Annotated in this window: 25 protein-coding genes; 13 read left to right on the top strand and 12 right to left on the bottom strand. The window is 69.6% G+C overall.

Translation table 11 applies throughout. The features are described from left to right. Positions 1 to 32: 32 nt before the first annotated feature. Positions 33 to 722: an NUDIX hydrolase gene (locus tag FV560_RS17220; RefSeq protein WP_159622807.1), complete on the bottom strand. Its 690-nt coding sequence runs from the start codon at positions 720 to 722 to the stop codon at positions 33 to 35. Between the two features lie 182 nt (positions 723 to 904). Here FV560_RS17220 and FV560_RS17215 point away from each other — a divergent pair, with 182 nt between their 5' ends. The 3 genes from FV560_RS17215 to FV560_RS17205 are packed head-to-tail and all read left to right on the top strand — an operon-like array spanning position 905 to position 4,219. Beyond that, complete coding sequence (locus tag FV560_RS17215) at positions 905 to 1,894, top strand: ABC transporter ATP-binding protein (RefSeq protein WP_235020194.1); 990 nt, start codon at positions 905 to 907, stop codon at positions 1,892 to 1,894. A gap of 1 nt (position 1,895) precedes the next feature. Beyond that, complete coding sequence (locus FV560_RS17210) at positions 1,896 to 3,059, top strand: ABC transporter permease (RefSeq protein WP_159622805.1); 1,164 nt, start codon at positions 1,896 to 1,898, stop codon at positions 3,057 to 3,059. Beyond that, positions 3,056 to 4,219, top strand: coding sequence for an ABC transporter permease (locus tag FV560_RS17205; protein WP_159622804.1), 1,164 nt, complete (start codon positions 3,056 to 3,058; stop codon positions 4,217 to 4,219). The genes FV560_RS17210 and FV560_RS17205 overlap by 4 nt, the downstream gene beginning before the upstream one ends. A gap of 2 nt (positions 4,220 to 4,221) precedes the next feature. Here FV560_RS17205 and FV560_RS17200 read toward each other — a convergent pair whose 3' ends face one another. Then, positions 4,222 to 5,397, bottom strand: a complete 1,176-nt coding sequence (locus tag FV560_RS17200; RefSeq protein WP_159622803.1) for a DNA glycosylase AlkZ-like family protein — start codon at positions 5,395 to 5,397, stop codon at positions 4,222 to 4,224. 290 nt (positions 5,398 to 5,687) lie between these two features. Here FV560_RS17200 and FV560_RS17195 point away from each other — a divergent pair, with 290 nt between their 5' ends. From FV560_RS17195 to FV560_RS17180, 4 genes are all read left to right on the top strand, one after another. Next, entirely contained in the window at positions 5,688 to 6,581 is an 894-nt protein-coding gene (locus FV560_RS17195; protein ID WP_159622802.1) for a MetQ/NlpA family ABC transporter substrate-binding protein, read from the top strand. A 109-nt stretch (positions 6,582 to 6,690) separates the two neighbouring features. Next, entirely contained in the window at positions 6,691 to 7,773 is a 1,083-nt protein-coding gene (locus FV560_RS17190) for a methionine ABC transporter ATP-binding protein (RefSeq protein WP_159622801.1), read from the top strand. After that, complete coding sequence (locus FV560_RS17185) at positions 7,773 to 8,429, top strand: methionine ABC transporter permease (RefSeq protein ID WP_159622800.1); 657 nt, start codon at positions 7,773 to 7,775, stop codon at positions 8,427 to 8,429. The genes FV560_RS17190 and FV560_RS17185 overlap by 1 nt, the downstream gene beginning before the upstream one ends. 69 nt (positions 8,430 to 8,498) lie before the next feature. After that, positions 8,499 to 9,953: a sensor histidine kinase gene (locus FV560_RS17180; protein ID WP_159622853.1), complete on the top strand. Its 1,455-nt coding sequence runs from the start codon at positions 8,499 to 8,501 to the stop codon at positions 9,951 to 9,953. An 83-nt stretch (positions 9,954 to 10,036) separates the two neighbouring features. On the opposite strand, the gene FV560_RS17175 is transcribed toward FV560_RS17180, so the two are convergent. Further along, positions 10,037 to 10,285 carry a WhiB family transcriptional regulator gene (locus tag FV560_RS17175; protein ID WP_159622799.1) on the bottom strand — a complete coding sequence of 83 codons (249 nt, stop codon included), beginning with the start codon at positions 10,283 to 10,285 and terminating at the stop codon, positions 10,037 to 10,039. A gap of 194 nt (positions 10,286 to 10,479) precedes the next feature. On the opposite strand from FV560_RS17175, the gene FV560_RS17170 reads away from it, so the two are divergent. Next, the gene (locus FV560_RS17170) at positions 10,480 to 10,893 is read left to right on the top strand and encodes a hypothetical protein (protein ID WP_159622798.1); all 414 of its coding nucleotides are present in this window, start codon (positions 10,480 to 10,482) and stop codon (positions 10,891 to 10,893) included. Here FV560_RS17170 and FV560_RS17165 read toward each other — a convergent pair. The 3 genes from FV560_RS17165 to FV560_RS17155 form a co-directional block, all read right to left on the bottom strand. Further along, positions 10,846 to 14,310, bottom strand: coding sequence for an FtsK/SpoIIIE domain-containing protein (locus FV560_RS17165; RefSeq protein ID WP_159622797.1), 3,465 nt, complete (start codon positions 14,308 to 14,310; stop codon positions 10,846 to 10,848). The two genes, FV560_RS17170 and FV560_RS17165, sit on opposite strands and share 48 nt — an antisense overlap. A gap of 90 nt (positions 14,311 to 14,400) precedes the next feature. Continuing rightward, a complete protein-coding gene (locus FV560_RS17160; RefSeq protein WP_159622796.1) occupies positions 14,401 to 14,670 on the bottom strand; it encodes a DUF7218 family protein in 270 nt (89 codons plus the stop codon). A 35-nt stretch (positions 14,671 to 14,705) separates the two neighbouring features. Next, positions 14,706 to 15,578 carry an SDR family oxidoreductase gene (locus FV560_RS17155; protein ID WP_159622795.1) on the bottom strand — a complete coding sequence of 291 codons (873 nt, stop codon included), beginning with the start codon at positions 15,576 to 15,578 and terminating at the stop codon, positions 14,706 to 14,708. A gap of 224 nt (positions 15,579 to 15,802) precedes the next feature. On the opposite strand from FV560_RS17155, the gene FV560_RS17150 reads away from it, so the two are divergent. Further along, entirely contained in the window at positions 15,803 to 16,051 is a 249-nt protein-coding gene (locus tag FV560_RS17150; protein WP_159622794.1) for a hypothetical protein, read from the top strand. Positions 16,052 to 16,125: 74 nt separating this feature from the next. On the opposite strand, the gene FV560_RS17145 is transcribed toward FV560_RS17150, so the two are convergent. The 4 genes from FV560_RS17145 to FV560_RS17130 form a co-directional block, all read right to left on the bottom strand. Next, complete coding sequence (locus tag FV560_RS17145) at positions 16,126 to 18,714, bottom strand: ABC transporter permease (RefSeq protein WP_235020193.1); 2,589 nt, start codon at positions 18,712 to 18,714, stop codon at positions 16,126 to 16,128. Beyond that, positions 18,714 to 19,517, bottom strand: coding sequence for an ABC transporter ATP-binding protein (locus FV560_RS17140; protein ID WP_159622793.1), 804 nt, complete (start codon positions 19,515 to 19,517; stop codon positions 18,714 to 18,716). The genes FV560_RS17145 and FV560_RS17140 overlap by 1 nt, the downstream gene beginning before the upstream one ends. Before the next feature lie 162 nt (positions 19,518 to 19,679). Beyond that, entirely contained in the window at positions 19,680 to 20,378 is a 699-nt protein-coding gene (locus tag FV560_RS17135) for a response regulator (RefSeq protein WP_159622792.1), read from the bottom strand. Continuing rightward, entirely contained in the window at positions 20,375 to 21,739 is a 1,365-nt protein-coding gene (locus FV560_RS17130) for a DUF7134 domain-containing protein (protein WP_235020192.1), read from the bottom strand. The genes FV560_RS17135 and FV560_RS17130 overlap by 4 nt, the downstream gene beginning before the upstream one ends. 150 nt (positions 21,740 to 21,889) lie before the next feature. On the opposite strand from FV560_RS17130, the gene FV560_RS17125 reads away from it, so the two are divergent. Beyond that, complete coding sequence (locus tag FV560_RS17125; RefSeq protein WP_159622791.1) at positions 21,890 to 22,366, top strand: hypothetical protein; 477 nt, start codon at positions 21,890 to 21,892, stop codon at positions 22,364 to 22,366. Between the two features lie 29 nt (positions 22,367 to 22,395). On the opposite strand, the gene FV560_RS17120 is transcribed toward FV560_RS17125, so the two are convergent. After that, entirely contained in the window at positions 22,396 to 23,160 is a 765-nt protein-coding gene (locus tag FV560_RS17120) for an SOS response-associated peptidase (protein WP_159622790.1), read from the bottom strand. Between the two features lie 152 nt (positions 23,161 to 23,312). Here FV560_RS17120 and FV560_RS17115 point away from each other — a divergent pair, with 152 nt between their 5' ends. The 3 genes from FV560_RS17115 to FV560_RS17110 are packed head-to-tail and all read left to right on the top strand — an operon-like array spanning position 23,313 to position 24,906. Next, the gene (locus FV560_RS17115; RefSeq protein WP_159622789.1) at positions 23,313 to 23,777 is read left to right on the top strand and encodes an SRPBCC family protein; all 465 of its coding nucleotides are present in this window, start codon (positions 23,313 to 23,315) and stop codon (positions 23,775 to 23,777) included. A gap of 11 nt (positions 23,778 to 23,788) precedes the next feature. Further along, entirely contained in the window at positions 23,789 to 23,920 is a 132-nt protein-coding gene (locus FV560_RS20575; RefSeq protein WP_275401917.1) for a hypothetical protein, read from the top strand. Between the two features lie 11 nt (positions 23,921 to 23,931). After that, positions 23,932 to 24,906: a formylglycine-generating enzyme family protein gene (locus FV560_RS17110; protein WP_159622788.1), complete on the top strand. Its 975-nt coding sequence runs from the start codon at positions 23,932 to 23,934 to the stop codon at positions 24,904 to 24,906. Positions 24,907 to 25,140: 234 nt separating this feature from the next. Here the strand turns inward: FV560_RS17110 and FV560_RS17105 are convergent, their stop codons facing one another. Continuing rightward, positions 25,141 to 25,338, bottom strand: a complete 198-nt coding sequence (locus tag FV560_RS17105; protein ID WP_200837762.1) for a hypothetical protein — start codon at positions 25,336 to 25,338, stop codon at positions 25,141 to 25,143. Positions 25,339 to 25,343: the final 5 nt, after the last annotated feature.

The raw sequence follows: 25,343 nt of genomic DNA, 5'->3' as shown, positions 1-25,343 counted from the left end.
GTCGAGGCGTGCCGGTCGTGGCCGGGAAGGGATCACTCGCGTAGCTTGGCGCCGCGAGCCTCGTCCCACGTCATGAGGTGCTCTGCTGCCCGGTCCCACGGGCGGGTCCACCCGAGTTCGGTGAACAGATGGTCGAGCAGGTTGCCGGTGAATCCCCACACCCAGCCGCTCGGCACCCGGAACCCGGCGGAACGGTGACCCGCGAGCAGGACGTTCGCCCGCGCCGTCGGGGAGAGCAGCCGTGCCACCGGAACTCGCAGCGTGTGCAACACCTCGCCGTCCGTGCTCGGCGCCGTCGGGGGTACCGCGTCGGCCCATCCCAGCACGGGGGTGACCGCGAAGGAGCTGACGGGAACGAGCACCTGGGGGAGTGCGCCGAGCAACTCCACATGGTGCCGGGCGATCCCGGTCTCCTCCTCGGTCTCCCGGAGGGCGGCACCGGTCGGTCCGTCGTCGGAGGCCTCGATCCGGCCGCCAGGGAGTGCGATCTGACCGGGATGCTGGCGCAGCGCCGGGGAGCGTTGGACGAGGAACAGATCCACGGCCGGTGGCTGTGTGTCGCCTTCGGTCTGGCCCGGGGTGAACAGGGCCAGGACGGCGGCACGACGGAACGTGGCGGCGAGCCGGGCGTCGTCGGCATGCGGTCCTGCGAGCGGGACGAAGCGCCCTTCGTGCACCCGCGCCAGAAGCTCGTGCAGGTCGGTCAGCGCGGCATGCGGCACACAGGCATCCTAGGGGTTGCGCCCGGACAGGCTCGCAGTGCGGCCGGACGCCTGTGACCCACACAGGTTGGCTCCTCGGCGCGGTGGGGTTCGTCCACCGGAAGGGGATTCTGGGGAGGGTTACGTGTGCCAGGATGAGTCCGAGCGGATGACCGAACGGGGAATCGATGGTGGCTGATCGGGTGAGCGACGAACCAGGAACCGCGACGTCGAGTCCGGCCGCGCCAACTCCGAGCGAGCAGGACGTGCTTGTCGTCACCGACGTCGAACGCCGCTTCGGTGACCTGAAGGCCGTTGACGGGGTCTCGCTGAGCATCCGCCCCGGTGAGACCTTCGGGCTGCTCGGACCGAACGGGGCCGGTAAGACCACCACCATCACGATGATCGCCGGGCTCCTCGCCCCGGACCGCGGCACGATCGAGGTCGCGGGAGAGCGGATGCACCCTTCCGCGGTCGCGGTGAAGCGCCACATCGGCCTGGTCCCGCAGGACCTGGCGCTCTACCCGGACCTCAAGGGCCGGGAGAACCTGCGTTACTTCGCCCGTTTGCAAGGCCTGCGTGGGGCAGACCTGAAGCATCGCGTGGACGAGGTGCTGGAGGTGGTGGGGCTCGCCGACCGGGCCAAGGACCCGGTGAAGGAATACTCCGGCGGCATGAAACGGCGGCTGAACATTGCCGTCGGACTGCTGCACCGGCCCAGCCTGCTCATCCTGGACGAACCCACGGTGGGGGTGGACCCGCAGTCGCGCAACGCCATCCTGGAATCCGTTGAAGCCCTCGCCGGTGAAGGTATGGCGGTGCTGTACACGACGCACTACATGGAAGAGGCCGAACGGCTCTGTGACCGGATCGCCATCATCGACACCGGACGGATCCAGGCTGCGGGTACCCGCAGCGAGCTCATCCGGCTCCTCGGCTCCTCCGACCAGGTGCGCCTGAGCGGTACCGGTGATCTGCGCGCCGCCTCCTCCGCCGTGGCTCAGGTGCGTGGGGTGGAACGCGCCGACGTGACCGACAGTGAGGTGCTGGTGACCGCGGCCGACGCACCCGCTGCGCTCGCGGCCATCGTGACCGCGGCCAGTACCCACCTTGAACTCGCCGACGTCGAGATCACCCGCCCGGACCTCGAGCAGGTCTTCCTGCACCTGACCGGCAAAGCACTGCGGGACTGACATGGGTGCCGTGTGGACGATCGTCACCAAGGACCTGCAGCAGCGGTTGCGTGACAAGTCGGTGCTGATCTTCTCCATCGCCGTCCCGCTGGCGCTCATGACCGTGCTCAACCTGGTGATCCCCACCAGCGCCGACGACGTGGAGCTGGAACCGGTGACGATGGCCGCCTCGATCGACGCCGATGACGAGCTCGCCGATGTGGTGGTCTCCAGCCTGGCCGGCCTGAGCGTCTTCCAGGTGACTGTGGCCGACAGCGAAGATCCTCGAGCCTCGGTGGATGCCGGGGATGCGGATCTCGGTCTGATCATCCCGCCCGGCCTGACCGAGGACTTACGCTCGGGCACCGAGCACTCCGTGCAGATGGTGATCGGTGACGGCGCCGGCCTGTCCGCGAACATCCTGATCGCTGTCACCGATGGGCTGCTCAGCGAGATGCGCTCGCGCAGCGTCTCCGCCGCCGCGGCGATCGAGGCGGGACTCGCCCCCGACGTCGCGGCTCAGCTCGCACAGGAGGAGGTGGATGCCGCCGGTGCGATCACCGCCGAGGAGGGAGAGGCCTCCGACCAGCAGCTCACTGCCGGCGGAGCGCTGATCGCCGGCCAGGCGGGCCTGTTCCTGATGTTCACCGTCGGATTCGGGGTGCTCTCCATGGTCGCCGAGCGAGAGAGCGGGACCCTCGCGCGGCTGCGATCGATGCCCATCCGGCCCGGTTCGATCGTCCTGGCCAAGGCACTCGGTGCGTTCGTGCTCGGGGTGCTGGCCACCGCGGTGCTGCTGACCGCCGGGTCACTGATGTTCGGGGTCGCCTTCGGCAATGTGGGCGCCGTGGGTGTGCTGGTGCTGTGCGCGGTGGCTGCCGCGACCTCGCTGACCTTCATCGTGGTGCGCCTGGCACGCACCGCGGAACAGGCGAACATCGTGCAGACCATCCTCGCCCTGGTCCTGGGCATGTCCGGCGGGGCGTTCTTCCCGATCGCCGCGAGCGGCGCACTCGGGGCGGTGCTCGATGTGAACCCGATCGCCGCATTCACCCGCGGGCTGGGTATCACCGCCGGAGGCGGCGGGCTCAGCGACCTGACGGCGCCCGTGCTCACCTTGCTCGCGTTCGCCGCGATATGCCTGCTGGTCTCCCGGGCGATCCCGGACCGGGGGGAGACCCGATGAGGGCCGTAGGCGCGATCGCCGGAGTCGAGCTGCGCCGGTTCCTGCGGGACCGGTCCAACATCTTCTTCACCTTCATCTTCCCGCTGCTGCTCGTGGTGGTGATCGGTGCCCAGTTCGGCGGTGGCGCGAGCAATGGCCGGGTACTGCTCACCGAGGCACAGTCGAGTTTTGGGGAGGATCTGCGGGCCACGCTCACCGCGGCCGACGTGACCGTGGACGCCTCGACGGCCGATGCTGCCGCCGAGACCCTCGCCCGGGGCCGGGCCGATGTGGCCATCGTGCTCACCGCCGAGGACGCAGCCGCCTACGAGGCCGGGGAACCGGTGCGGGTGGAGGTGATCCAGGCCTCCACCAACGGCGCGCAGACTGCGGCGCAGCGAGTGCAGACCGCGCTGAGCGAACTGGCCACCACCCGCGCGCAACTGGCTGCCCTGACCGGCGCCGGCGCAGCGCCGGATGTTGCGAGTCAGGCACTCGCGGCCGCCGAGGAGGAGGTGCCACCGCTGCAGGTCGACGTGGTTGACGTGAACGAGATCAGTCAGGCGTTCGCCGGGGTGACCGGCTTCGACGTCGGGGCCGCCTCGCAGGTGCTGCTGTTCGTGTTCATGGCGGCACTGGCCGGGTCCGGCACGCTGATCGACGCGCGCCGCAATGGGGTGATCGCACGCACCCTCGCCGCACCGGTCGGCACGGGGAGCGTCGTGGCCGGCCAGGCACTGGGCCGATGGACGATCGCAGTCTTCCAAGGGGCGTACGTGATGGCCGGGACCTCGCTGCTGTTCGGCGTCACCTGGGGCAACCTGCCGGTCGCGTTGCTGGTGCTCGCTGTGTTCGCCGCTGTGGCGGCCGGGTTCGCCATGGTGATCGGTTCGCTGCTGGACAACGAGGGTGCCGCGACCGGCCTCGGCGTCGGGCTATCCCTGGTGCTCGCTGCCCTCGGCGGGTGCATGTTCCCACAGGAGCTCTTCCCCGATGCGCTGCGAACCGTCAGTTCCTTCACCCCGCACGGGTGGGGGTACCGGGCGTTCGCCGAGGTGCAGCGCCACGATGCCGGGGTGGCGGAGATCCTCCCGCACCTAGGCGTGCTCGCTGCTTTTGCGGTCGGCGCACTGCTGCTGGGGTCGCTGCTGCTGCGGCGCAGCCTGGGCCGCGCGATCTGAGGTCAGGCGAAACCGTCGAAGGTCACGCCCCGGAAGTCGGCCAGCGCGGTCGCCTGCTCGGCCGCGACGTCCCGGTCTGCCCGGGTGAGCGGTACCCATTCCGTCAGGCGTAGGCGAAGGTGCCCCTTCGCCGTCGTGGGCCGCCACAGGGCAAGGACCCGTCCGTCCCGCACGACGGCGCCCGGTCGCCCCAGCACGGGAAACAATGCCTTCCGTTCGGTCGCCGAGGCAGCCAGGAGGTGACGGTCCCTCGCCTGCAGGAACGGATCGTAGGGGCCGATGATGCGCACGACTCCGCTCTCCTCGCCGCCCGTGAGCGCTGCCAGATTCCCGGCAAGAGCGAATGTGGCCGCCTCATCGACCGTGACAGGCACGGCGTCGTCGGGCCAGTTGGCGCGCACGTCTGCGACCGGGGCGTCCAGATAGGCAGCGACCTCCTGCATCGTCCCGGTACCGAAGAGCGAGAGGTATACCCGGATGGGCTGCAGGTGTATGGAGGCGGAACTGGCGCCGTCGGGTTCCCGCATGGGTCCGGGCACGTCGCTGCTGGGCCAGTCCGCGATCGGGCGGAGCACCGGCGGTGAGGTACCGGGCACCAGCTCCAGGCCGGCGAACAGAGCCGCAAGGCGGAACGGTTGCTCGTAGGTATGAATCGCCTGGCACGGGCGGCACTCGCGCAGATACGGCTCCGGGAGCCGCCGGGTGAGCTCGGCCGACATCTCTCCCTTGACGATCGGACCGGTGGCAATGTCACGCATCTCGCCGGCGACCCGGTCGAGGGCATCGAGCACGGCAATCCCGGCCCGGCGCAGCGGTGCGGCGGCGTCGAAGATGCGCTTGCCCGCATCTGCCTCGGAGAACGGGGAGACGGTGCGCCGCACCTGCCCGAGCTCGTCTCTGCGGTAGGCGTGCGGGGCGCCGCGCAGTGTCCACGCCAGCGCGAACGGGCCGCGCGGATCGTCGGTGAGCCGAGCGCGGAGGCCGCGTACCCGCAGTGCCCAGGCTGCGCCGTCAGGCCCGGTGTCCTGCACACCGAGGTTGAGGATGGGTGCATCGCCGGGGTCGGTGACCGTGCCAGGAGCGGCTGTCAGGCCGTGGCGGGCCATGCGGAAACGCAGCACCTGATCGGCGGTGAGACCGGCAGCCGGTGCAGGGGAGGAACGGGACGTGCGGGCCATGACAGGACGCTACCGCTGGCGGCGTTCTGTGGCCCGCAGCAGCGGCACGTCCGGTCGGCACCACACCGCACCCACGATAATGTCCGGATGCTGGACGCGACCGGAATGGATTGGTGGGCTCTGGCCGCGGTCGTTCATGATGGCGGCATGACCGCGATCCCACCCGCCCCGGAGCGAATGCGCGACTGATCTGTTCGCGTGTGGGACCACCTGCGCCGTCGGCCGTGCCGACGTCCCTGCCGACACACCCGGCACACCTGTGCCCCCTCTCCTCATCGAAAGGACCACCCATGTCCAGCCTGTCCCGTCGCCATGTCGGCGTCGCCGCCCTCGCCACGACCGCCGCGCTCACCCTCGCCTCGTGCGGAGGTGCCGCCGACGGCGCAGCTTCCGGTTCCGAGGACGACCCCATTCGTATCGGCGTGGTGAACTCCTCCGAACCGCAGTGGGAGGTGTTCGAGTCGGCCGCAGCCGACGAGGGCATCACGGTGCGGATGGTGAATTTCTCCGACTACCAGCTGCCGAACCAGGGACTGAGCGACGGCGACCTGGACCTGAACCAGTTCCAGCACCTGCAGTTCCTGGCCAAGTACAACGTCAACACCGACAGCGACCTCACCCCGATCGGCGCCACCGCGGTGTACCCGCTGAGCCTGTTCTCGCTGGACTACGCGAGCGTGGAGGAGATCCCCGAAGGTGGCGAGATCGCCATCCCGAACGACGAGACCAACCAGGCCCGCGCCCTGCTGGTGCTGCAGGAGGCGGGTCTCCTCACCCTCGAGGGTGGTGGTAGTGCGTTCTCCACCCCGGCCGACGTGATCGCCGAGGAGTCCCGGGTGAGTGTGACGCCCGTGGACGCCGCCCAGACGGCGCTCGCCCTGCAGGATGTGGCCGCCTCGATCATCAACAACGACTTCGTGGCCGATGCGGGCCTGGTGGCCGAGGACGCGATCTTCTCCGACGACCCCGCCTCGGACGCTGCGGCTCCGTACATCAACATCTGGGTCGCCGACGCGGAGGAAGCCGACAACGAGACCTTCGCCCAGCTCGTCGAGCTGTACCACTCACCCGAGGTGGAAGAGGCGGCGTTCGAGTCCTCTGGTGGGAGCGCGGTCTTCGTGAACAACCCCGCGGATGAACTGCAGGAGATCCTGGCGCAGATCGAGTCCGACTTCGCCGAGTGACCCAGGCCACGTAGTCAGTTGACGGCCGGAGCGCCCGGTCGTCAGCTCTGGCACACTGCTTCCCCGGGCGAGCGAAGGCTCGCTCGGGGAACGGTCGTCGAGGAGACGCATGAGTGAACCGATCATCTCCCTGAGGGAGGCGCACAAGGTCTTCTCCGCACGCCATGGCGAGATCCGCGCCGTCGACGGGGTGAGTCTGGACATCCAGCCGGGGGAGATCTTCGGTGTGATCGGCTACTCCGGTGCGGGCAAGAGCACGCTGGTGCGGCTGATCAACGCCCTCGAACCCGCCACCTCCGGGTCGGTCGTGGTCGACGGGGTGGATGTCACCGCGCTCCGGGAGTCGCGGTTGCGGGAGGTGCGCGCCGGGATCGGGATGATCTTCCAGCAGTTCAACCTGCTCGGCTCGCGTACCGTCGCGGCGAATGTGGCCTACCCGCTGGAGGTGGCCGGCTGGCCCAGAGCCAAGCGGGACGCGCGGGTGGCCGAACTGCTCGACTTCGTCGGGATCACCGACAAGGCCGGGGCCTACCCGGCCAAGCTCTCCGGAGGGCAGAAGCAGCGGGTGGGTATCGCTCGCGCGCTGGCCACCAATCCGCGCATCCTGCTGGCCGACGAGTGCACCTCGGCACTCGACCCGGAGACCACTGCCGACGTGCTCGCCCTGCTGCGGCGGGTGAATAGCGAGTTCGGGATCACCGTGGTGGTGATCACGCACGAGATGGACGTGGTGCGCTCACTGTGTGATCGCGTCGCCGTGATGGAGCACGGCCGGGTGGTGGAGCTGGACGACACCTACCGGGTGTTCTCGGCCCCGCAGCACCCGGTGAGTCGCCGGTTCGTGGCATCGGCGCTCAAGGATCGCCCGACGGCGGACGTGCTGGAGCGGCTGCGCGTTCGTCATCCTGGGCGGCTGGTGACGGTCGGCGTGGACGATGCCGGCCATTCCACCTCCCGGCTGAACGAGGTGCTGCGAGATGCCGGAGTCGACTCCACCGTCGTCTACGGAGGGATCACCGAGGTCGCCCGGCGCCCGTACGGCTCGCTCACGCTGGAACTCATCGGGGAGCCGGTCCGCATCCAGCAGGGGGTGACGGCGTTGCGCGCCTTCTCCGATGTGGTGGACCTGGGGACTGCGTCTGATCCGCACGAGGACCCGTCGATGGCACCGATCGAGGAGGGTAGTCGCTGATGGATTGGGAGCGACTCACACCGCTGCTGATCGCCGCAGCCGGTGAAACGGCGTTCATCGTGCTCATTGCGATGGCCGTGGGAGGCCTGTGCGGGCTGGCGATCGGTCTGGGTCTGTATCTGTTCCGACCCGGGAACCTGTTGGCGAACCGGATCGCCTTCGGGGTGCTGAACGTGGCCGTGAACATCGTGCGGCCCATCCCGTTCATCATTTTCCTGATGGCGATCGGACCATTGAACAGGCTGGTCACCGGAAGCACCATCGGGATCGAACCGTTCACGTTCGCGCTAGCGTTCATGGCCACCTTCGTGTTCGCGCGGCTGGTGGAGCAGAACCTGCTGGGGATCGATCCGGGTGTGGTGGAAGCCGCGCGTGCCATGGGCGCGGGTCCGGTGCGGATCATCGCAACGGTGCTGATCCCGGAGGCACTGGCACCGCTCATCCTCGGCTTCACGTTCCTGTTCGTCGCCGTCCTGGACGCTTCCGCGGTCGCCGGCTACGTGGGCGCCGGTGGCCTCGGTGACTTCGCCATCGTGCACGGGTACCGCCAGTTCGACTGGGGCGTCACGGCGATGGTGGTGCTCGTGATCATCGTGATCGTCCACGCCGTGCAGTGGCTGGGTAACACCCTCGCGCGCAAGGCGCTTCGGCGCTGATCTGCCCTGCGGTCGAGCCAGTGTGCTGGCTGATCGCGTGGCGGCCGTAAGGTGGAACCCGTGTCCACGATGGGTGATCTGATCGACCAGCACAGCGACCTGGCAACACAGGACGCCGAGTGGCTCCATCTTCTTGTCGGCGACTGGCAGGTGATCTCCGACCTCGCGTTTGCCGACCTGGTGCTGTGGCTGCCGACCACCGAGGACGACTTCGTCGCGGTCGCGCACGCTCGACCCTCCACCGGCGCCACGGTGCACCACGACGATGTCGTGGGCCAGCGCGCTCCAGCGGGATTGCGGGAGACGTTACGGCACGCGCGCGGTGCGCAGGCCGTGAACCGGGCCCGGGAGGCGCGCTGGAACGGCACATTCGCGATCCGGGAGGAGACTATCCCGGTGGTGCGCGCCGGACGCACCTTGGCCGTGATCGCGCGGGAGACGTACCTGGGGGCGAGCCGTACTCCGAGCCGGCTCGAACTCAACTACGTCGAGTCCGCGGACGAGCTCTGCGGCATGATCGCCCGGGGCGAGTTCCCGCTCGCGAACGCGGCGACCGGTCCACGGCGTGGCGCTCCGCGGGTGGGCGACGGTCTGGTCCGGCTCAACAGCGAGGGAGAGGTGCTCTACGGCAGCCCGAACGCGCTGAGTGCCTTCCACCGGTTGGGGGTCACTGACGAGATCGTCGGCCGTACCCTCGCGGAGGTCGTCACGCCCCTGGTGGAGGTCAACTCGCCAGTGGACGAGTCGTTGCCCCTGGTGGTGATGGGGCGCGCCGCCTGGCGCACCGAGATGGAGGCACGCGGGGTGAGCCTGTCCCTGCGGGCGCTGCCGGTCACCGAGTACGGGCAGCGAGTCGGCGCGGTGCTGCTGGTGCGCGACGTCTCCGAGTTGCGTCGCCGCGAACGCGAGCTGCTCACCAAGGACGCCACCATCCGGGAGATCCATCACCGGGTCAAGAACAACCTGCAGACGGTGGCGGCGCTGCTGCGGCTGCAGGCCAGACGCACCGATTCCACCGATGCTCGGTCGGCGCTGGAGGAGGCGATGCGCCGCGTGGCCACGATCGCCACCGTGCACGAGGCGCTCTCGCAGACCATCGACGAGATCGTCGACTTCGACGAGGTGTTCGGCCGCACCCTGCGCTTGGCCGCCGACGTCGCCTCAGGGGAGACGCACGTCAAGACTGTCCGCAACGGCACCTTCGGACGGGTGCCCGCCACCGATGCGACGGCGCTCGCCGTGGTGCTCACGGAGCTGGTGACCAACGCCGTCGAGCACGGACTCGCCGGCATCGGGGGGACGGTCACGATCGACGCTGACCGGTCCGGTCACCACCTCGAGGTACGGGTGGCCGACGATGGCCGGGGGATGGAGTCCGAGATTGCGATGAACGGTCTCGGCACACAGATCGTGCGCACCCTGGTGGCGACCGAGCTCGACGGCACCATCACCTGGGAGCCGGTACCGACCGGGGGGACCGCAGTGATTCTCAAGGCGAGGCTGGGGGAGACGAGGGAGAACTGACCGTCAGCGGGGTCGAACATGCCGACGGCCGGCCACCCGTTCGGGTGACCGGCCGTCAGAGCCTCGATCGTGGGGTTGTCGCGTCAGCTGGCGCGGCGAGCGCGGGCGGTGCGGCGCTTGAGCGCGCGGCGCTCGTCCTCGGACATCCCGCCCCAGACACCAGCATCCTGGCCGGACTCGATGGCCCACTTCAGGCACGTGTCCACGACGGTGCAACGACGGCACACGGCCTTCGCCTCGTCGATCTGCTGCAGAGCAGGGCCAGTGTTGCCGATGGGGAAGAACAGTTCCGGGTCCTCGGTCAGACACGCGGCTTCGTGACGCCAATCCATGCGTATACTCCTTCGCCAGGCGTGCGGGCGCGCTAGAACCGGATTCACTCCGTGCAGGGGTGGGGAGGTCCGCGCCGTACGCGCTCTTTCACTGCATTAACTCTCACACGAGCCCCCAAATGTGCACAAGGGGTTACGTCACAGTTTCGTGTTGGTAGCGCTGAGAGATCTGTCACAGCACGTACGCTGATCAGGTGCCCGACACGACCTCTGAGCCTCACACTGTCCCGCTGCGGGTCGCCCTGCTGCTCGCCGTTCTCGAAGCTGCCGTGCTGATCCTCGTTGGTGTGACCGGGGTCGTCTCCTCGGCCCTCGCCGGTGGCGCGATGCTCGCAGTCAACGTTGGCGTGCTGGTGGTGCTGGTGCTTTTCGCGCTGCTCCTCGCAGCGGCGGTGCGTGCGTTGCACCAGGGACGCCGCTGGGGGCGCGGCCCGGTCGTCACCTGGCAGCTGCTCCAGGTCGCGGTGCTCGTCTCCTCGTTCGCGCAGTTGCCCTGGTGGTTGACCATTCCCGGGATCGCGTCTGCGATCGCGGTGACCGTGTGCTTGCTGCTGCCGACCTCACTGGCTGCCACCTCCGGCTCGGGCAATCCCGACGCCGTCCTCTGATTCTCCTGGGTCGGCGCCCGCCACCGTGGCGACCTGGAGCGGTGTCGCGCGTCCGCGATGCAGCAGCACCGCGCGCCCCGGCGGGCCTTCCGGCTCCTGGTGTGGCCGCAGCAACGCCGGTGGCAGGTGCCCGAGTGGCACCCCGGCGAGGGCGATCGTCACGTCCGCCTCCCGCAGCCGAGCGCCCAGTGGATGCGTCGCGGTGAGTGCACCGTCGGGCCGTGTTGTCGCGATCAGCAGGGTCTGTGGATCATCGGCCCCGTCCGGTATCCGGCCGCTGGTGAGCCGGTCGGCATCGTCGATCACGACGGCGGCCCCCACCCCGTCCGTGGCTGTCGTCGTGGCCTGGGGTTGCCACACCGTCCGTGGCTCCCCATCAATCCGCCAGCCCAGCGCTCGTAGCTGTGTGATGAGAGTGAGCACGGTGGTGGTGCGGCCGGAGCCGGGTGGCCCGGCCACCAGCCAGGTCTGCCCCGGATGTGGGTGGAGACGCAGGAGTCCGGCGTCGTCGCCGCCTCGTCCGAGAATCAGGCCGTGGTCCGCAGCGTCACACTCACCCTGATCCGGGCCGGAGGGGAGGGGCACTGTGTCGGGCAGCGGACGGATCCGCCAGGGTGGGCTGGGCGGGTGGCCCCAGGCTCCGTCGTCGAGTTCTGCCACTGCGACCTGCATCGTCACTGCTCCACCCCGCTCGACCAGCACTCCGCGGCCCGGTGGCCACCCGGTGCCGACAAGCTCTCGCGGCACCCCTGCCATCACAGCGTCGGCCTGGTCGCGCGGGCACAGCACGAGGTGACGGTCCACCGCACCCGCCCAACGATGGGCTGGCGCCGGTGCGGTGAGCAGCAGGTCCAGCCCGATGCGGCGGCTGCGCCGCAGAAGGTTGCCGAGCAGTTCTGCACCTTCCCCGGGAGCTCCGGTCTCCTCCAGGGCCGCCAGGACGGTGTCGATGTCGTCGATCGCCAGCAACGCCGGCCCTTCGCCGCGGCCGAGCCCGACCAGCATCCGGCGCACGCGGCGCACATCCACCGGGTCGCACCAGGTCCCGGCCGCCGGCGCCGATGCGCCGTCCCAGTTGTCCGCTCCCTCAGCGATCACGTGTGTGGCGGTGGCCGCGCGAAGCGATGTCTCGACCACGGTCTGCAGTGCGGTGGTGCGTCCGGTCCCTGCCGGCCCGGACATCAGCAGGGTGCCACCGGGCCAGTACCAGGTCCCCAAGCGCTGCTCCTCAGGCACGTCTGTCCGGGCGATCGGCAACGGGAACCGGGCGCCCGCTGGTGCCGATCCGGCGTGGCCGGCGAGCTCGGCGGACGTGCAGCGCTCCGGCAACGGCGGCGCCCATGGCGATCGGCGCCCCTGACGCCAGGGTTGCCGCCGGTCGAGCGCCTCGGCGGCCGCGTTCAGCTGCGCGACCCGCTCGGTCAACCAGCCCGTCTCCGCCGGTCCGCACCACGCGGCCTGGAGCACCTGCCTACCCTCCGTGCGCAGCACCGCGCGCCCGGGGATCCGGGGGAGTCGCGCAGGCGTCGACTCTCCGATCGCATCCTGGGCGTCAGACTCCTCGAGCACCCGCAAGCACAGCCGAGCGGTGAGGTTGGCGCGCATGTCCGCGGTGATCGCGCCCCCCGGTCGCTGCGTGGCCAGGACGAGGTGGATCCCGAGCGAACGCCCCTGAGCGGCCAGGCGGACCAGCGCATCGAGCTGGTCAGGGTGGGCATCGGCCATCGCCCGGAACTCGTCCACGACCACCACCAGCCGGCCGATCGCCTCGGATCCGTCGGGTCGGAGCCGCTGGTAGTCGGTCAGGTTGTTCGCGCCGACCGCGGCGAGTCGTCGCTCACGGTGGCGCAGCTCCGCTCGCAAGCTCGCCAGCGCCCGTGCGGTCGCGGCCGCATCCAGGTCGGTGACGAGACCGACGACGTGGCGCAGCGTCCGGAGTGGGCCGAAGGTGGCGCCACCCTTGTAGTCGATGAGGACGAACGAGACATCCTGGGGTGAGCGCGCGTGCGCGATCGCAAGGATCCACGCCACCAGCAGCTCGGACTTGCCAGAACCGGTGGTACCCGCCACCAGTGCGTGCGGTCCGTCCTGGGCGAGGTCGAGCTCGACGGGACCCTGCTGCCCGATCCCGATGATCCCGGGCAGGCCCGGCAGGCTCCGGGACCAGTTGTCCAGCAGGTGCGTGTGCTCCGCCGGGCCGAGGATCGTGCCCAGATGGACCTGCGCGGGCAGCTGCCCGGAGTCCGGCAGGTGCGCGGCGAGCGCCGCCGCGAACTCATCCGCCCACTGCTCGCTCACCAGCCGGTCGTGAGCTGGTCGGACCGCGATCACGGTGGTGCACCACGGTGGCACGTCGGTCAGCCGTGCCGCCAGCACCAGGTGAGCGGCGTCAGGGTCGTACGTCGGTGAGAGCCCGGTACAGGTGAGGTCGTGCACCCGCAGCGAGGGGTCGCCGTCGGGAGTGCGCTCGGCGAGAGGGGCCGCCCAGCCCCAGCCCTCGGGTGCAAGGACGGCGCAAGCGCGCGTGGCAGCGGTACGCGCCACCACCCATCGTCCGAGGCCGAGCACCGCTGCCGGTTCGCCCACGAGGGCGAGGCCCTGACCGACTCCCGGCGGTTGACAGTGCCGCAGTGCCTCGGCGAGGCGGAGGCGCCGGGGCGAGAGCGCCCGGCCCGGTCGGGTGGGGCGTGGTGCGCGTTCGTCGGCGTTCCCGAGCTCCCAGCCCGGCTCGGCAGGCCCGGGGGCCGCGCCGGGCCAGGCGAGCGCCTCGGCGGGATCGGCGAACGCCACCCGAGGTGCCGGGACGGGGTCTGGACCGGGCCGCCGCAGCTGGCGGCGTGCCCGCTCGCGTAGTACCGGCCAGAGCGCGGCCGCCACGATGGCCAGCGGCATCGCGAGCATGAGCAGGATGCGCCAGCCACCACCTCCACCGGACAGCAGTAGCGGGATCATGGTCAGCGAGATCAGCACGGGCAGCAGCAACCGGCCCAGCAGACCGTCGGAGACAGGCTGCTCAGGCTCGGGCAGGTCGCGCAGCGCGGGATGGGCCCGGACTTGCAGCACGGTGGCCCCAGCGATCACCAGGCTCCCGACCGGGGTGGACTGCCACCGGGGACCCAGGCGCCGCCTGCGCGCCAACCGTGCTGACCCGGCCGACCCGGGCGACCCGGCTGACCCGGGCGAGGACCGGCGCGCGGGCCGCAGGATCGTGCCGTTGGCTGAACCGAGGTCACGCACGCGGACCCGACCTCCTCGATCCCGCGCGCCCAGGTGCTCTCGCGAGAGCAGTGGGTCCGGTACGGACAGGTCCACATGCCCCGCCCGCCCCACGATGACCTGTTCGGCGCCCAGCGGCACTACCCAGCCCAGACCAGGGCCGGAGACGACGGCGAGATGATGGCGTTCAAGAGCGGGCACACATCACACGATCCGCGCAGTCCAGGGCATCGGCCGCGAGGAGCGCACCGGGTTGTGGATGACGCACCATCGACCTCGCGCGATTCGGGCTCAGTGGTCGCGAAGCAGGTCGATCAGTTCGTCCTTCGTCATGTCCGAGTAGCCTGATAGCCCGAGCTCCTTGGCGCGGTCCTGAAGTTCGGGAACGGTGCGGTCCTGGTAGTCGGTGGCCTCGCCACCGCGGCGCCCGACCTCCGACTCGCCCTCCTGGGCAGCGGCGTTGGAGATCCGTGCAGCCTTCTCCTTGGAGGCACCGTCCTCCCGGAGCTCCTCGTACATCTCGGGATTCTTGATCGATGAAGGTACATCGCGTTCGGGCATGTCACTCCTTTCCTCGTGGTGCTGCTGCTCTCGTGCTACAGCGACTTGCCGCCGGTGACGGCGAGAATGCAGCCGCTGGTGTAGGAGGCGTCGTCGGAGGCCAGGTAGACGTAGGCGCCGGCGAGTTCGGCCGGCTGCCCGGCGCGGCCCAGCGGGGTGTCCTGGCCAAAGGAGGCCACGTGGTCCTCCGACCAGCCCGTGCTGGGGATCAGCGGCGTCCAGATCGGCCCAGGGGCCACCCCGTTCACGCGGATCCCGCGTTCACCGAGCGACTGGGCCAGAGCCTTCACCAGGGCGACTTGGGCCGCCTTGGTCATCGCGTAGTCAACCAGGCCAGGGCTGGGGTCGGACGCCTGGATCGATGTCGTGATGATGATGCACGAGCCCGGGCTCAGATGCTCGGCCGCCGCGCGGATCGTGATCAGCGGTGCCATGAAGTTCGTCTCGACCACCCGGCGCATCTCGGAGGTCTCCAGAGCGGTGATGTCGTCGACGTCGTGCTGATATCCGGCGTTGAGCACCAGGACATCCAGCCCGCCGAGGGCATCGAGCGACTGGGCCACCACTTCGGTGTTGGCGCTCTCGTCACGGAGATCGGCGGGCAGTTGCACGACTGGCGGGCCGGCTGAGCCGATCAGGTGGACCGTCCGGGCTGCGTCGTCGGACTCCTCGGGGAGGTAGTTGATGGCCAGGGTGCTGCCCTCGCGGGCGAACGCGATCGCCACAGCTCGTCCGATCCCCGAGTCGGCCCCGGTGATCAGGGTGCGGCGGCCGGCAAGACGCCCGTGCCCGACGTACGTCTCGGCACCACTGTCGGGTACGGGATTCATCGCCTCGTGACTGCCCGGTGAGTCCTGTCGTTGCCCGGGGAACTCCCCGGAGTGGTAGGCAGTTCTCGGGTCGTGCATCTTGTCCACTCCCATCGGCGCTGCTGGAGCGCGGTTGGTCAGTGCGTGCCCTGTCCACGCTAACCAGACCCGCCCGATCTCGCACCAGGACTGGATGCGGTGGCCCCGATAGGCCGCCCTCCCGTGTGCGGCAATCCCAGACCCCGCCACCTCGGGTGCCCCTCTGCATCCGTTCAGCGGTGGTCGTATCGTGGCGCATGTACCCGATCGACAGAATGGGGACGATGATGGAATGCACGACCTGTGGTCATGACTACGACCAGGCCTTCACCGTGACTGCCGCTGACGGCACCCGGGGTGTCTTCGACTCTTTCGAGTGCGCGATTCAGGCGATGGCTCCGCGCTGCGCTCACTGCGGCACCACGATCATCGGGCACGGTGTGGCCGTGAACGCAACGATGTTCTGCTGCAGCCACTGTGCCCGAGCCACCACGGATGCCGCCATCACCGACAGCGTGCCCGCCCGCGCCTGAAGGCCACGATCCACTGTCCAACGTGAACCGGTCGGCGCCGCGCCGGGTATGGCACGGCGCCGACCGGGCCGACCTCACTCCACCCCGAGTGCCGCCACCGGGGAGGTGCGCACCGCCGACCGGGCAGGCAGAGCCGAGGCGAGCAGGCCGGCTACCAGTGCCACGGCGGCCACCAGGGCCAGGTCGCGCCAGGGGACCATGAGCGGGACCTCGGCCACCGAGCTGAGCATCACGGTCGAGCCCGCCCAGCCGTACAGCAGTCCGGCGATCGCACCGATCAGCGCTCCGGCGCCGGCGATCAGTACTCCCTCCAGGGCCAGCATGCCCCGCAACTGAGCCTTCGTCAGACCGAGGGCGCGCAGCATGGCCGACTCCCGCCGTCGTTCGATCACCGACAGCGACAGCGTGTTGGCCACGCCCACCAGGGCGATCACGACGGACACTCCGAGCAGTCCGACCACCACCGCGAGGAGTGTGTCCACGACCTGCCCGTAGGCGGCGCGCTCGACCGCTGCACCGCTGATCTCCGGTGCCTGCAACCCCTCCACGCTCTCCGAAAGGTCGGTGAGGGTGGACTGCACGCTGCGCACGGCATCACGTTCGTTCGCATCGTCGGCAAGTCGTGCCCACAGCATCGAGGCGGGTGCCACCTCGCCGAATTCGGCGAAGGTCGCCGGGTCCAGTAGCGCGACCATCCCGTCCAGACCCGTCACCCGGGCGGTGACCGTCACCTCGGTCGATCCTGCCTCGGGACCGGACCCGCTCAAGCTGAGTCGGTCCCCATCCTCGATGCCCTGCCAGCTGGCCATCTCACTCGGTACCACGACGATCCCGGGCTCCGGCTGTGCCGCGGCAGGATCGCGCAGCACGTTCTGCAGTTCGCCATCCTCGACTGCCGCGACGGTCAGCCACGTGCTGGTGCCGTCCTCGTTCGCAGCATCCACATCCCTCTGGCTCAGCAGCACCGATTCGGTGACCCCGTCCACTCCTTCGACGGCGCTGATCTGCACGTCCGAGAGGGACTCTCCCGTGGCCACGCTCAGGTCCACGGGGAACCGCGAGTCGAGCTCGTTGGTGAGGGTCTCGCGTGCGGACATCGCACCGGTGCTCATCATCGTCACCAGGGCCACCCCGATCAGCAGGGCGCTCGCGGTCGACGCGGTCCGCTTCGGATTGCGCACGGAGTTCGCGATCGCGATCTTCCCGGTGACTCCCTGCCCGGCGAGCCGCCCGACGAGCCGGATCAGGCGAGGCACGACGAATACGCTCCCCACGAGCAGGCCGACGAGGGAGACGATCCCGCCGAGCAGGCCGACCCCCAGCGCCAGCAGGATGGTGTCCTCGGAGTCCGACCCCGACGAGCGGACCACGACCATGGCCAGGGCCAGCAGACCGAAACCGCCGACGAGGAGTGCAGTGCTGAGCACTGCCCGCGCCCGCCCGGCACTGGGGGCGTCCCGGCCTTCCATCGGGTGCAGTGCGGCGAGTGGAGCCACACGGGTGGCCATGCGGGCGGGGACCAGCGCGGCGGCCGTCGTCACGAGGACGCCGGTGATCAGCGGTGCGAGGATCACGGCCGGGCTGAGGGTCAGCCCGGAGTCGATGGGGACGTCCAGCTCGAGCGTGGAGAGCACTGCGAGCCCAGCGGCCACCAGGCCGCTACCGAGCGCAATCCCGGCGATCGAAGCGAGAGTGCCGAGGATCGCGGCCTCCAGCAGCACCGAGCGGCGCACCTGCGCCTTCGCCGCCCCCACACATCGCAGCAGCGCCAGGGTGCGAGTGCGCTGGGCGACGAGCACCTGGAAGGTGTTCGTGATCACCAGGGCCGCCACGGCGAGGGCGACAGTCGCGAAACCGAGCAGCAGCACGGTCATGATCTGGTCGTTGCCGGTGAGCTGGGCGGTCGTGATCTTCGCCTGCTCCTCGACCGTGCGCACGTGGGCGCTCGGGTCGACCAGGCCACCGACGGCGTCTCGCACCTCCTCCAGATCGGCACCGGCGGCCAGGGCGAGGGTCAGCTCGTAGTGCGCCGGCTCCCCGCCCCGGGCCAGGGCGAGCAGCTCGCTCAGTTGATCGGGCTCGATGAGAGCCGAGGCACGATTGAACAGGAACGCATCGGGCTCGTTCAGCAAGCCGACCACGGTCAAGGTGGCGGTCTGCGACTGGCTCGTTCCGCCGTCGGGGGAGTCCGGATCGGCCTCCCACTGCTCCACGGAGGAGGAGATCTCGTCCCCGATACCCACCTGCAGGCGTTCGGCCACGGCGGTGGTCAGCGCCACCTGACCAGGCGCCGTCGGAAGTTCTCCCTCGGCCAGATCGGCCGATTCGAGGGAACTGTCGGGGGCTGCTCCGCCGAGGGTGACGTACTCGGTGCGGCTGGGACCGCTCGCCTCGGCTCCCAGCAGTGCCATTGTGTGCACGGCGTCAACGTCCTCGACCGCGGCGATCGAGGCGAGCTCGTCGTCGGTGAGACCGCCGGATGCGACGACCACGAGATCGGCGTCGGAATAGGACGAACTGACCGAGTTGTAGGTGGTGCGTTCAATCGTTGCCGTCGCGAGCAGGCTGGCCGCCACGAAAGCCGTCCCGAGCATGATCGCGATCCCCGCGGCGACCAGCCGGCCGGCCGAGGCGCGCATCTGGTGCAGGGTGAGCCTGAGCATCAGCCGGCCACCGCCGTCTGATCGATCGTGCGCAGTGCGTCCAGCCCTGACATGACCGACTCGGGTGTGGGGGACTCGATGGTTCCGGCGATCTTCCCGTCGGCGAGCAGCACCACCTGGTCGGCGTAGGCTGCGGCCGTCGGGTCGTGGGTGACCATGACGATCGTCTGCCCGAGTTCGCGGACGCTGCGGCGCAGGAACGAGAGCACCTCCGCGCCCGAGCGGGAGTCGAGGTTGCCGGTGGGTTCGTCGGCGAAGATGACGTCCGGCCGGGTGCTCAAGGCTCGCGCGATCGCGACCCGCTGCTGCTGCCCGCCGGAGAGCTGGTGCGGCTTGTGCGTCAGCCTGTCACGCATGCCGAAGGTGTCGATCAGGGTGTCCAGCCAGTTCTGGTCCGGGCTCGTCCCGGCCAGCTCGGAGGGCAGGGTGATGTTCTGGTAGGCGGTGAACATGGGCAGCAGGTTGAAGGACTGGAAGACGAAACCGATGCGCTCACGGCGCAGCTTTGTGAGCTCGTTGTCTCCGAGTGCGGTCAAGTCGGTCCGCCCGAGCAGTACCTGCCCGGAGGTGGCCGAGTCCAGACCTGCGAGGAGGTGCATGAGGGTGGACTTCCCGGAGCCGGAGGGACCCATGATGGCCGTGAACTGGCCGGACTCGAACTGGATGGAGACGTCGTCCAGAGCGGTCACGGCGATATCTCCGCTGCCGTAGACCTTGGTGAGGTGGCGGGCACTCACGGCGCTCACGGCACTCGCGTCGCTGACGGGGGTGCCCGGGGTAGCGGGCGGTGGTGTTGTGGTCATATTTCGACCGTAGGTGCCGGGCCGGTGCGGGCGCGTCTGGCTGTGGGTGGGTTCTCGGATCATCCTGTGGGTTGACCCCAGGGGAGCGCACGTCAGACCGCGAGGCTGGCCTGCGTCTCACGAGCGTGCGGCGGTGCGACACCCCACCCTCGTGGTCGGTGGTTAGGCTCCCGGACTGACCAGACCCGTTTCGTAGGCGGTCACGACGGCCTGGACCCGGTCGCGCGCGTCGAGCTTGGCCAGCACACGCCCGACGTGCGTCTTCACGGTCGCCTCCGCCACGAACAGCTCGGCGGCGATCTCGGTGTTGGAGCGTCCGCGGGCCATGAGCGTCAGGACCTCCCGCTCCCGGTCGGTGAGGGTGTCCAGGACGGCGGCCGGTGCCTTCTGCTCATCCGGCAGCACGGTCGCGAGGTGCTCGATGAGACGGCGCGTGCTCGAGGGTGCGATCACGGCCTCCCCGTGGTGCACGGTGCGGATGGCGGTCAGCATCTCTTCCGGCGGCGTGTCCTTGAGCAGGAACCCGCTGGCACCGGCCTTGATGGCGCGCAGGACGTACTCGTCCAGGTCGAAGGTGGTGAGGATGACGACCTTCGGCGCGGTTCCCACGCGAGTGGTGGCCGGGTCGGTGAGCGCGGCGGTGGCGGCCAGGCCGTCCATCTGCGGCATCCGCACGTCCATGAGCACGACGTCCACCTCGTGGCTTGACAGCAGTCGCACTGCTTGCGCACCGTCTCCGGCTTCGATCACCACGTCCATGTCCGGCTGGGAGTTGATGACGAGGGCGAACCCGGCGCGGACGAGTTGCTGGTCGTCCACCAGTGCCACCCGGATCGGTGCGGAGGGTGGTACGTCGGTCATGGACGGTTGTCCTCTCTGTCCTGGTCGATCTGCTGGTCGATCTGCTGGTCGTGCTGGAAGGTGGGGTGCTGCTCGGGTGGTCCGGCCTGGGGGTTGCCCTCGTGGCCGAGCGGTGCCTGCTGTGCAGGAGTGTGCCAGGTCTGCGGGTGTGCGGCTGGGACGGGGATCTCGGCCCGGACCCGGAAGCCGCCGCCGGGGCGCGGTCCGGCGCTGAGGGTGCCTCCGAGCATCCCGGCACGTTCGCGCATCCCGAGCAACCCTTGCCCGGCGCCGTCGGAGCCTGCGGCCGCACCGCGGCCGTCGTCGTCGATCTGGAGCACGAGGCTGGCATGCTGCCACTGGACGAGAACGGTGGCATGGGCGTCCGGCCCGGCGTGCTTGAGGATGTTGGTCAGCGATTCCTGCACGATCCGGTAGACCGTCAGTCCCGCTCCCGGTGGCAGCGGCCGGGACTGGCCCATCCGGACCAGGGAGATCGCGAGCCCGGCGTCGCGCACCTGCTCCACCAGCGACTCCAGGTCCTGCGACTCCGGTTGCGGCGTGAGCGGACCGTCGGCCTGATCGCTGCGCAGCACGCCGAGGATCTTGCGCATGTCCGCCAGCGCGGCGCGGCCGGTCTCGGAGATCGTGGTGAGGGCCTTCGCCGCCGCCTCGGGATCGTGTGCGGCGGCGTAGCGGCCGCCGTCGGCCTGGGCGATCACCACGGACAGCGAGTGGGCGACGATGTCATGCATCTCCCGGGCGATCCGGGCGCGTTCGGCCTGGGTGGCGATCTGCGCCTGCTGGTCCCGCTCGATCTCCAGGCGCGCGGCACGCTCGGCGAGGGTCTCGCGCTGCTGCACCCGGGTACGCCGGACCAGGCCCAGCGCCCAGGAGCTGAGCACCATCGCCGCGAGCAGTCCGAAGACCGTGGTGCTGCTGAAGACCGCAGCCTCCAGGCTGGAGGGGCCGTTGTAGATGGTGAACCAGACGGTGACGATCGCGCATCCGAAGAGCGCACTGTAGAGGGCGGTGCGGCGCGCCCAGCGTGGACCGTAGACGGTGACGGCGTATAGCGCCGCGAAAATGGTCAGGTCGGAGGCGGTGAGGATCACGCCACTGAGCACGTGAAGCAGGGCCATCGCGTAGACCGCGACGGCGGAGGCCACCGGCCGGGTGCGCCGCCATGCCAGTGCCATCGGCATTCCGATGCTGGTGAGCACGCTGACGGTTGCGCCCAGCCAGGAGACACTGGTCGACACTCCGATGGCGAGGGAGAGCATGCCCAGGGTCCCGGTCAGCACGAATGCTGCCACCAGATCGACGGCGAACGGTGAGTATCGCCGTACGGGCAGGCTGGGGGGCGGGTCGACGGGGGTCATGATCTTGTCAGCGTAGGCGTGCCCGGCATGGGCCGGCGTCCGACCGTGGGCGGACGCCAGCCGCCGTGAGTGGGCCCACGGGTGCAGCCGTGTCCACAACCCCCCAATGGTCGGCAGCGAGCGTGGTCGATGTCTCTCGATGCTGGGCCGATGAACGAGGAGATTCCAGAACCCACTGATCCGACTGACTTGCCCGACCTCACCCACCCCGCGGACCTCGGCCTGGGACCTGCGCAGCGGTTGCTGACCGAGGCTGACCTCGCGCGTTGGGCGAGTTTCATCCACCAGGGAGGCTCGTCCCGCTCCACCTTGTGGCTGCTATTGCTCGATCGCGACGGACGGTCGCTGCCGGAGCTGATCGCGATCGATGACGTCGAGCCGGGGCCGCATCCGGTCTTCGTCGCCAATCTGCTGCAGCTGGTGGAAGTGAAGCTCGCCACCATCGCCCCTGGCGGGTCGATGGTGGCCATGCTGGAGCGACCAGGCACGCCCCACCGCACGCCCGCGGATCGTGAGTGGAACGAGGCGGTGCGAGGGGAGGCCCGGACGTGTGGCATCCCGGTGCAGGCCCTCTTCGTCGCCTGTGCCGGCAGGATCCTGCCGATGACGTTGGACGATGCCGCATGAGTTGGTAGGAGCACGTCGGTGCTGATGGGTCAGGAGGGCTGAATGAGGCTCGCGTCGTTGTTCTGCACCGACCCCACTCGTGAGTCCACTTCGTACCAGCTCAGCGGCGGAGTGGGGAGCGTCAAGGCGGCGAGTGCTTCGTCCGGCGTGGTGATGGCTGGGTCGAGCCAGGGCCCGATCGCCTCCTGGGAGAGGACAACCGGCTCCCGGTCATGGATCTCTTCCAGGCCACCGCGTGCATCCTCGGTGACGATGGTGGTCGAGAGCACCCACCGGTCAGGGTCATCGCGGCTCTTGGCCGGGTCCGGCCACCAGGCGTACAGGCCGGCGAACGCCAACGGCTGGTCGTCGCTGCGGTGGATGTAGAAGGGAGTGCGCTTCGGCTTGGGCTGCCCAGGCACGTCTTCCTTCAACCACTCGTAGTAGCCGTCGGCCACCACCACGCAGCGCCGGCCGCGCAAAGACTTCGCGAACGCTGACTTGGTCGCGAGACTGTCGCTGCGGGCGTTGAACATCCGCGCGCCTACGCTGACGTCCTTCGCCCACCCGGGCACCAGTCCCCACCGGGCCACGTGCAGCTCGCGTCGTGGAGGAGGGGCCGGCTGGCGGGCTTGAGCGTCGTCGGGAGCCTCGGATGCCGGCTTCGGCACGCGATCGACCACGATGCGCGCGCCGTCGGTGGGTGCGACGTTGTAGCTTGCCGGCAACTGCGCGGCGCGCTCGGTGATCTCTTCCACGTCGAACGCATCCGCCAACGCCTGCGCCTCCCGGAACGAGGCATATCGACCGCACATGGCTTCAGAATCGCACGAGTTGAGGGGCATTCGCCCTGTCAGGGCAGACGGAGCGCTCGGACGGGCCGCGATGGCAACGCTGGCTGAGATCGTAGTCATCGCGGTCGTGCGTCAGCATGGTTCACAGGTGTGAATTCTGACAGGAGGTTCCGATGCCGCGGTTCGTCACCACCTGGCACGTCGATGCACCACCAGAGTCAGTGTGGCCGGTGCTCAGTGACGTCGAATCGTGGCCGCGATGGTGGCGCTGCTTTCGCCACGTCGTGCTGGTGCGATCGGGAGACGACGCTGGCGAGGGTATGCGGGTGCAGCTGACCCTCGACGTGGGCTACCGGCTGGTGTTCGGCACCGAGATCACCTCCTCCCTCCCGGGACGGTCGGCCCGTGCTCGTGTGGTCGGCGACCTGAGCGGTATCGGCTGCTGGTCAGCACGTAGCGACGGCGATGCCACCGCGATGACCATCGTCTGGGACGTTCAGGTGCAGCGCGCGTGGATGCGCCACGCACAACCTCTGGTCGCGCCGTTCTTCGCGTGGTCGCATGCCCGGGTGATGGCTGCGGGGGAGCGTGGGCTGCGCCGGGTGCTGGCGACCGGGGGTTCGGCCGGGGAGGGATAACCTCGGCGAGCATGGAGATCAGTGCGGGCGGGGCGACCACCCTGGGCCGTGACGAACTCGTGGAGCTGTACTCCGCCGTCGGGTGGCGCGCGTACGCCCGGGATCGTGAGACTGCGCTGAGGTGCTCCGCACGCACGTCGTAGGATCTCAACCGATGAGCAAGGACGACGTGGACCAGCCGAAGACCTGTTGCGCACCGGCGCGCGAGACGCCAGGAGCTCCCAACGATGGCGACCGTGGGGAGGTGGTGCCCGGCGCCGGCCGTGACCAGCACTCGGTCGAGCAGTGTGCAGTGCCGGCGCAGACCTTCCAGATGGGAGACGCTGACGGTGTCGGTTACCCCGCCGACGGTGAGACGCCCGTGCACCCGGTGACCTTGGAGGCCTTCTCGATCGATGCCACCTCGGTGACGACTGCTGACTTCGCACGTTTCGTCGAGGCCACCGGGTATGCCACCGAGGCCGAGACGTTCGGGTTCTCCGCGGTCTTCCACCTGGCGCTCGCGGCGCCGCAGGAAGCGATCATGGGTCAGGCTGCGGGTACCCCGTGGTGGCTCGGGGTCAAGGGCGCCGACTGGGCGCACCCGGAAGGGCCGGACTCCACCTGGGAAGGGCGCGAGGATCACCCGGCTGTGCACATCTCCTGGAATGACGCCCAGGCGTACTGCCGGTGGGCCGGTCGGGCGCTACCGACGGAGGCTCAGTGGGAGGCCGCGTCACGCGGTGGCCTGGACGGCAAGCGGTACCCGTGGGGGAGCAGGTTCCCGGGGGAGAAGAAGCAGTGGCGCGCGAACATCTGGCAGGGGCGCTTCCCGGTCGACAACACGGTGGAGGACGGTTTCCTCACGACCGCGCCGGTGCGCACCTTCGAACCGAATGCGTACGGACTGTGGCAGACGGTGGGCAATGTGTGGGAGTGGTGCGCGGACTGGTTCGACCCGCGCTACTACGCCCAGTCGCCGGCCGAGAACCCGGCCGGTCCCGACCACGGGCAGGCGCGCGTCATGCGCGGCGGGTCGTTCCTGTGCCACGACTCCTACTGCAACCGGTACCGCAACGCCGCCCGCAGTTCGAACACGCCGGACTCGTCGATGTCGAATGCCGGGTTCCGGACGGTCGGCCCTGCCTGATCGACCGACTGGCCGCCCAGCCGCCCGGCCCGCCGGCGCTCTGCCCACCGACCCTCCACGGGCCGAATAATCGACCCCTTCTCGGGTTCAACCCCGAGTTTCGGGCCCGGGGACGTGGCTGATCGAGCGTAGATGGCTCGGGGTCGACGGGTGGCGATGGCCCGGCCCGCCCAGGGGCCGAACTTTCGGCCCCTTCTTGGTATCAAACCTGAGTTTCGGACCCCCTGGAGACCATCAGCTCTCGATGGTCGCGCTGATCCCCGACGGCGCCGGCTCGCCCGGTCCTTGCAGGTCCACCCGACGCGCGCCACAGCCGCAGCGCACGTAGAGCACGGTGCCCATCGTGGTCGTGTGGCGGGACTCGACATGCCAGCCGTGCTCGTGCTGGGTGAGTGGCTGATTGATCTGGATCATGGCTGGTGTGGTGGTCATGGAGC

Origin of the sequence: Ruania rhizosphaerae (assembly GCF_009805705.1) — a bacterium.
GTDB lineage: Bacteria > Actinomycetota > Actinomycetes > Actinomycetales > Beutenbergiaceae > Ruania > Ruania rhizosphaerae.
The sequence above is the reverse complement of the archived record's forward strand: the minus strand, read 5'-3'. Positions and strand labels throughout refer to the sequence as shown.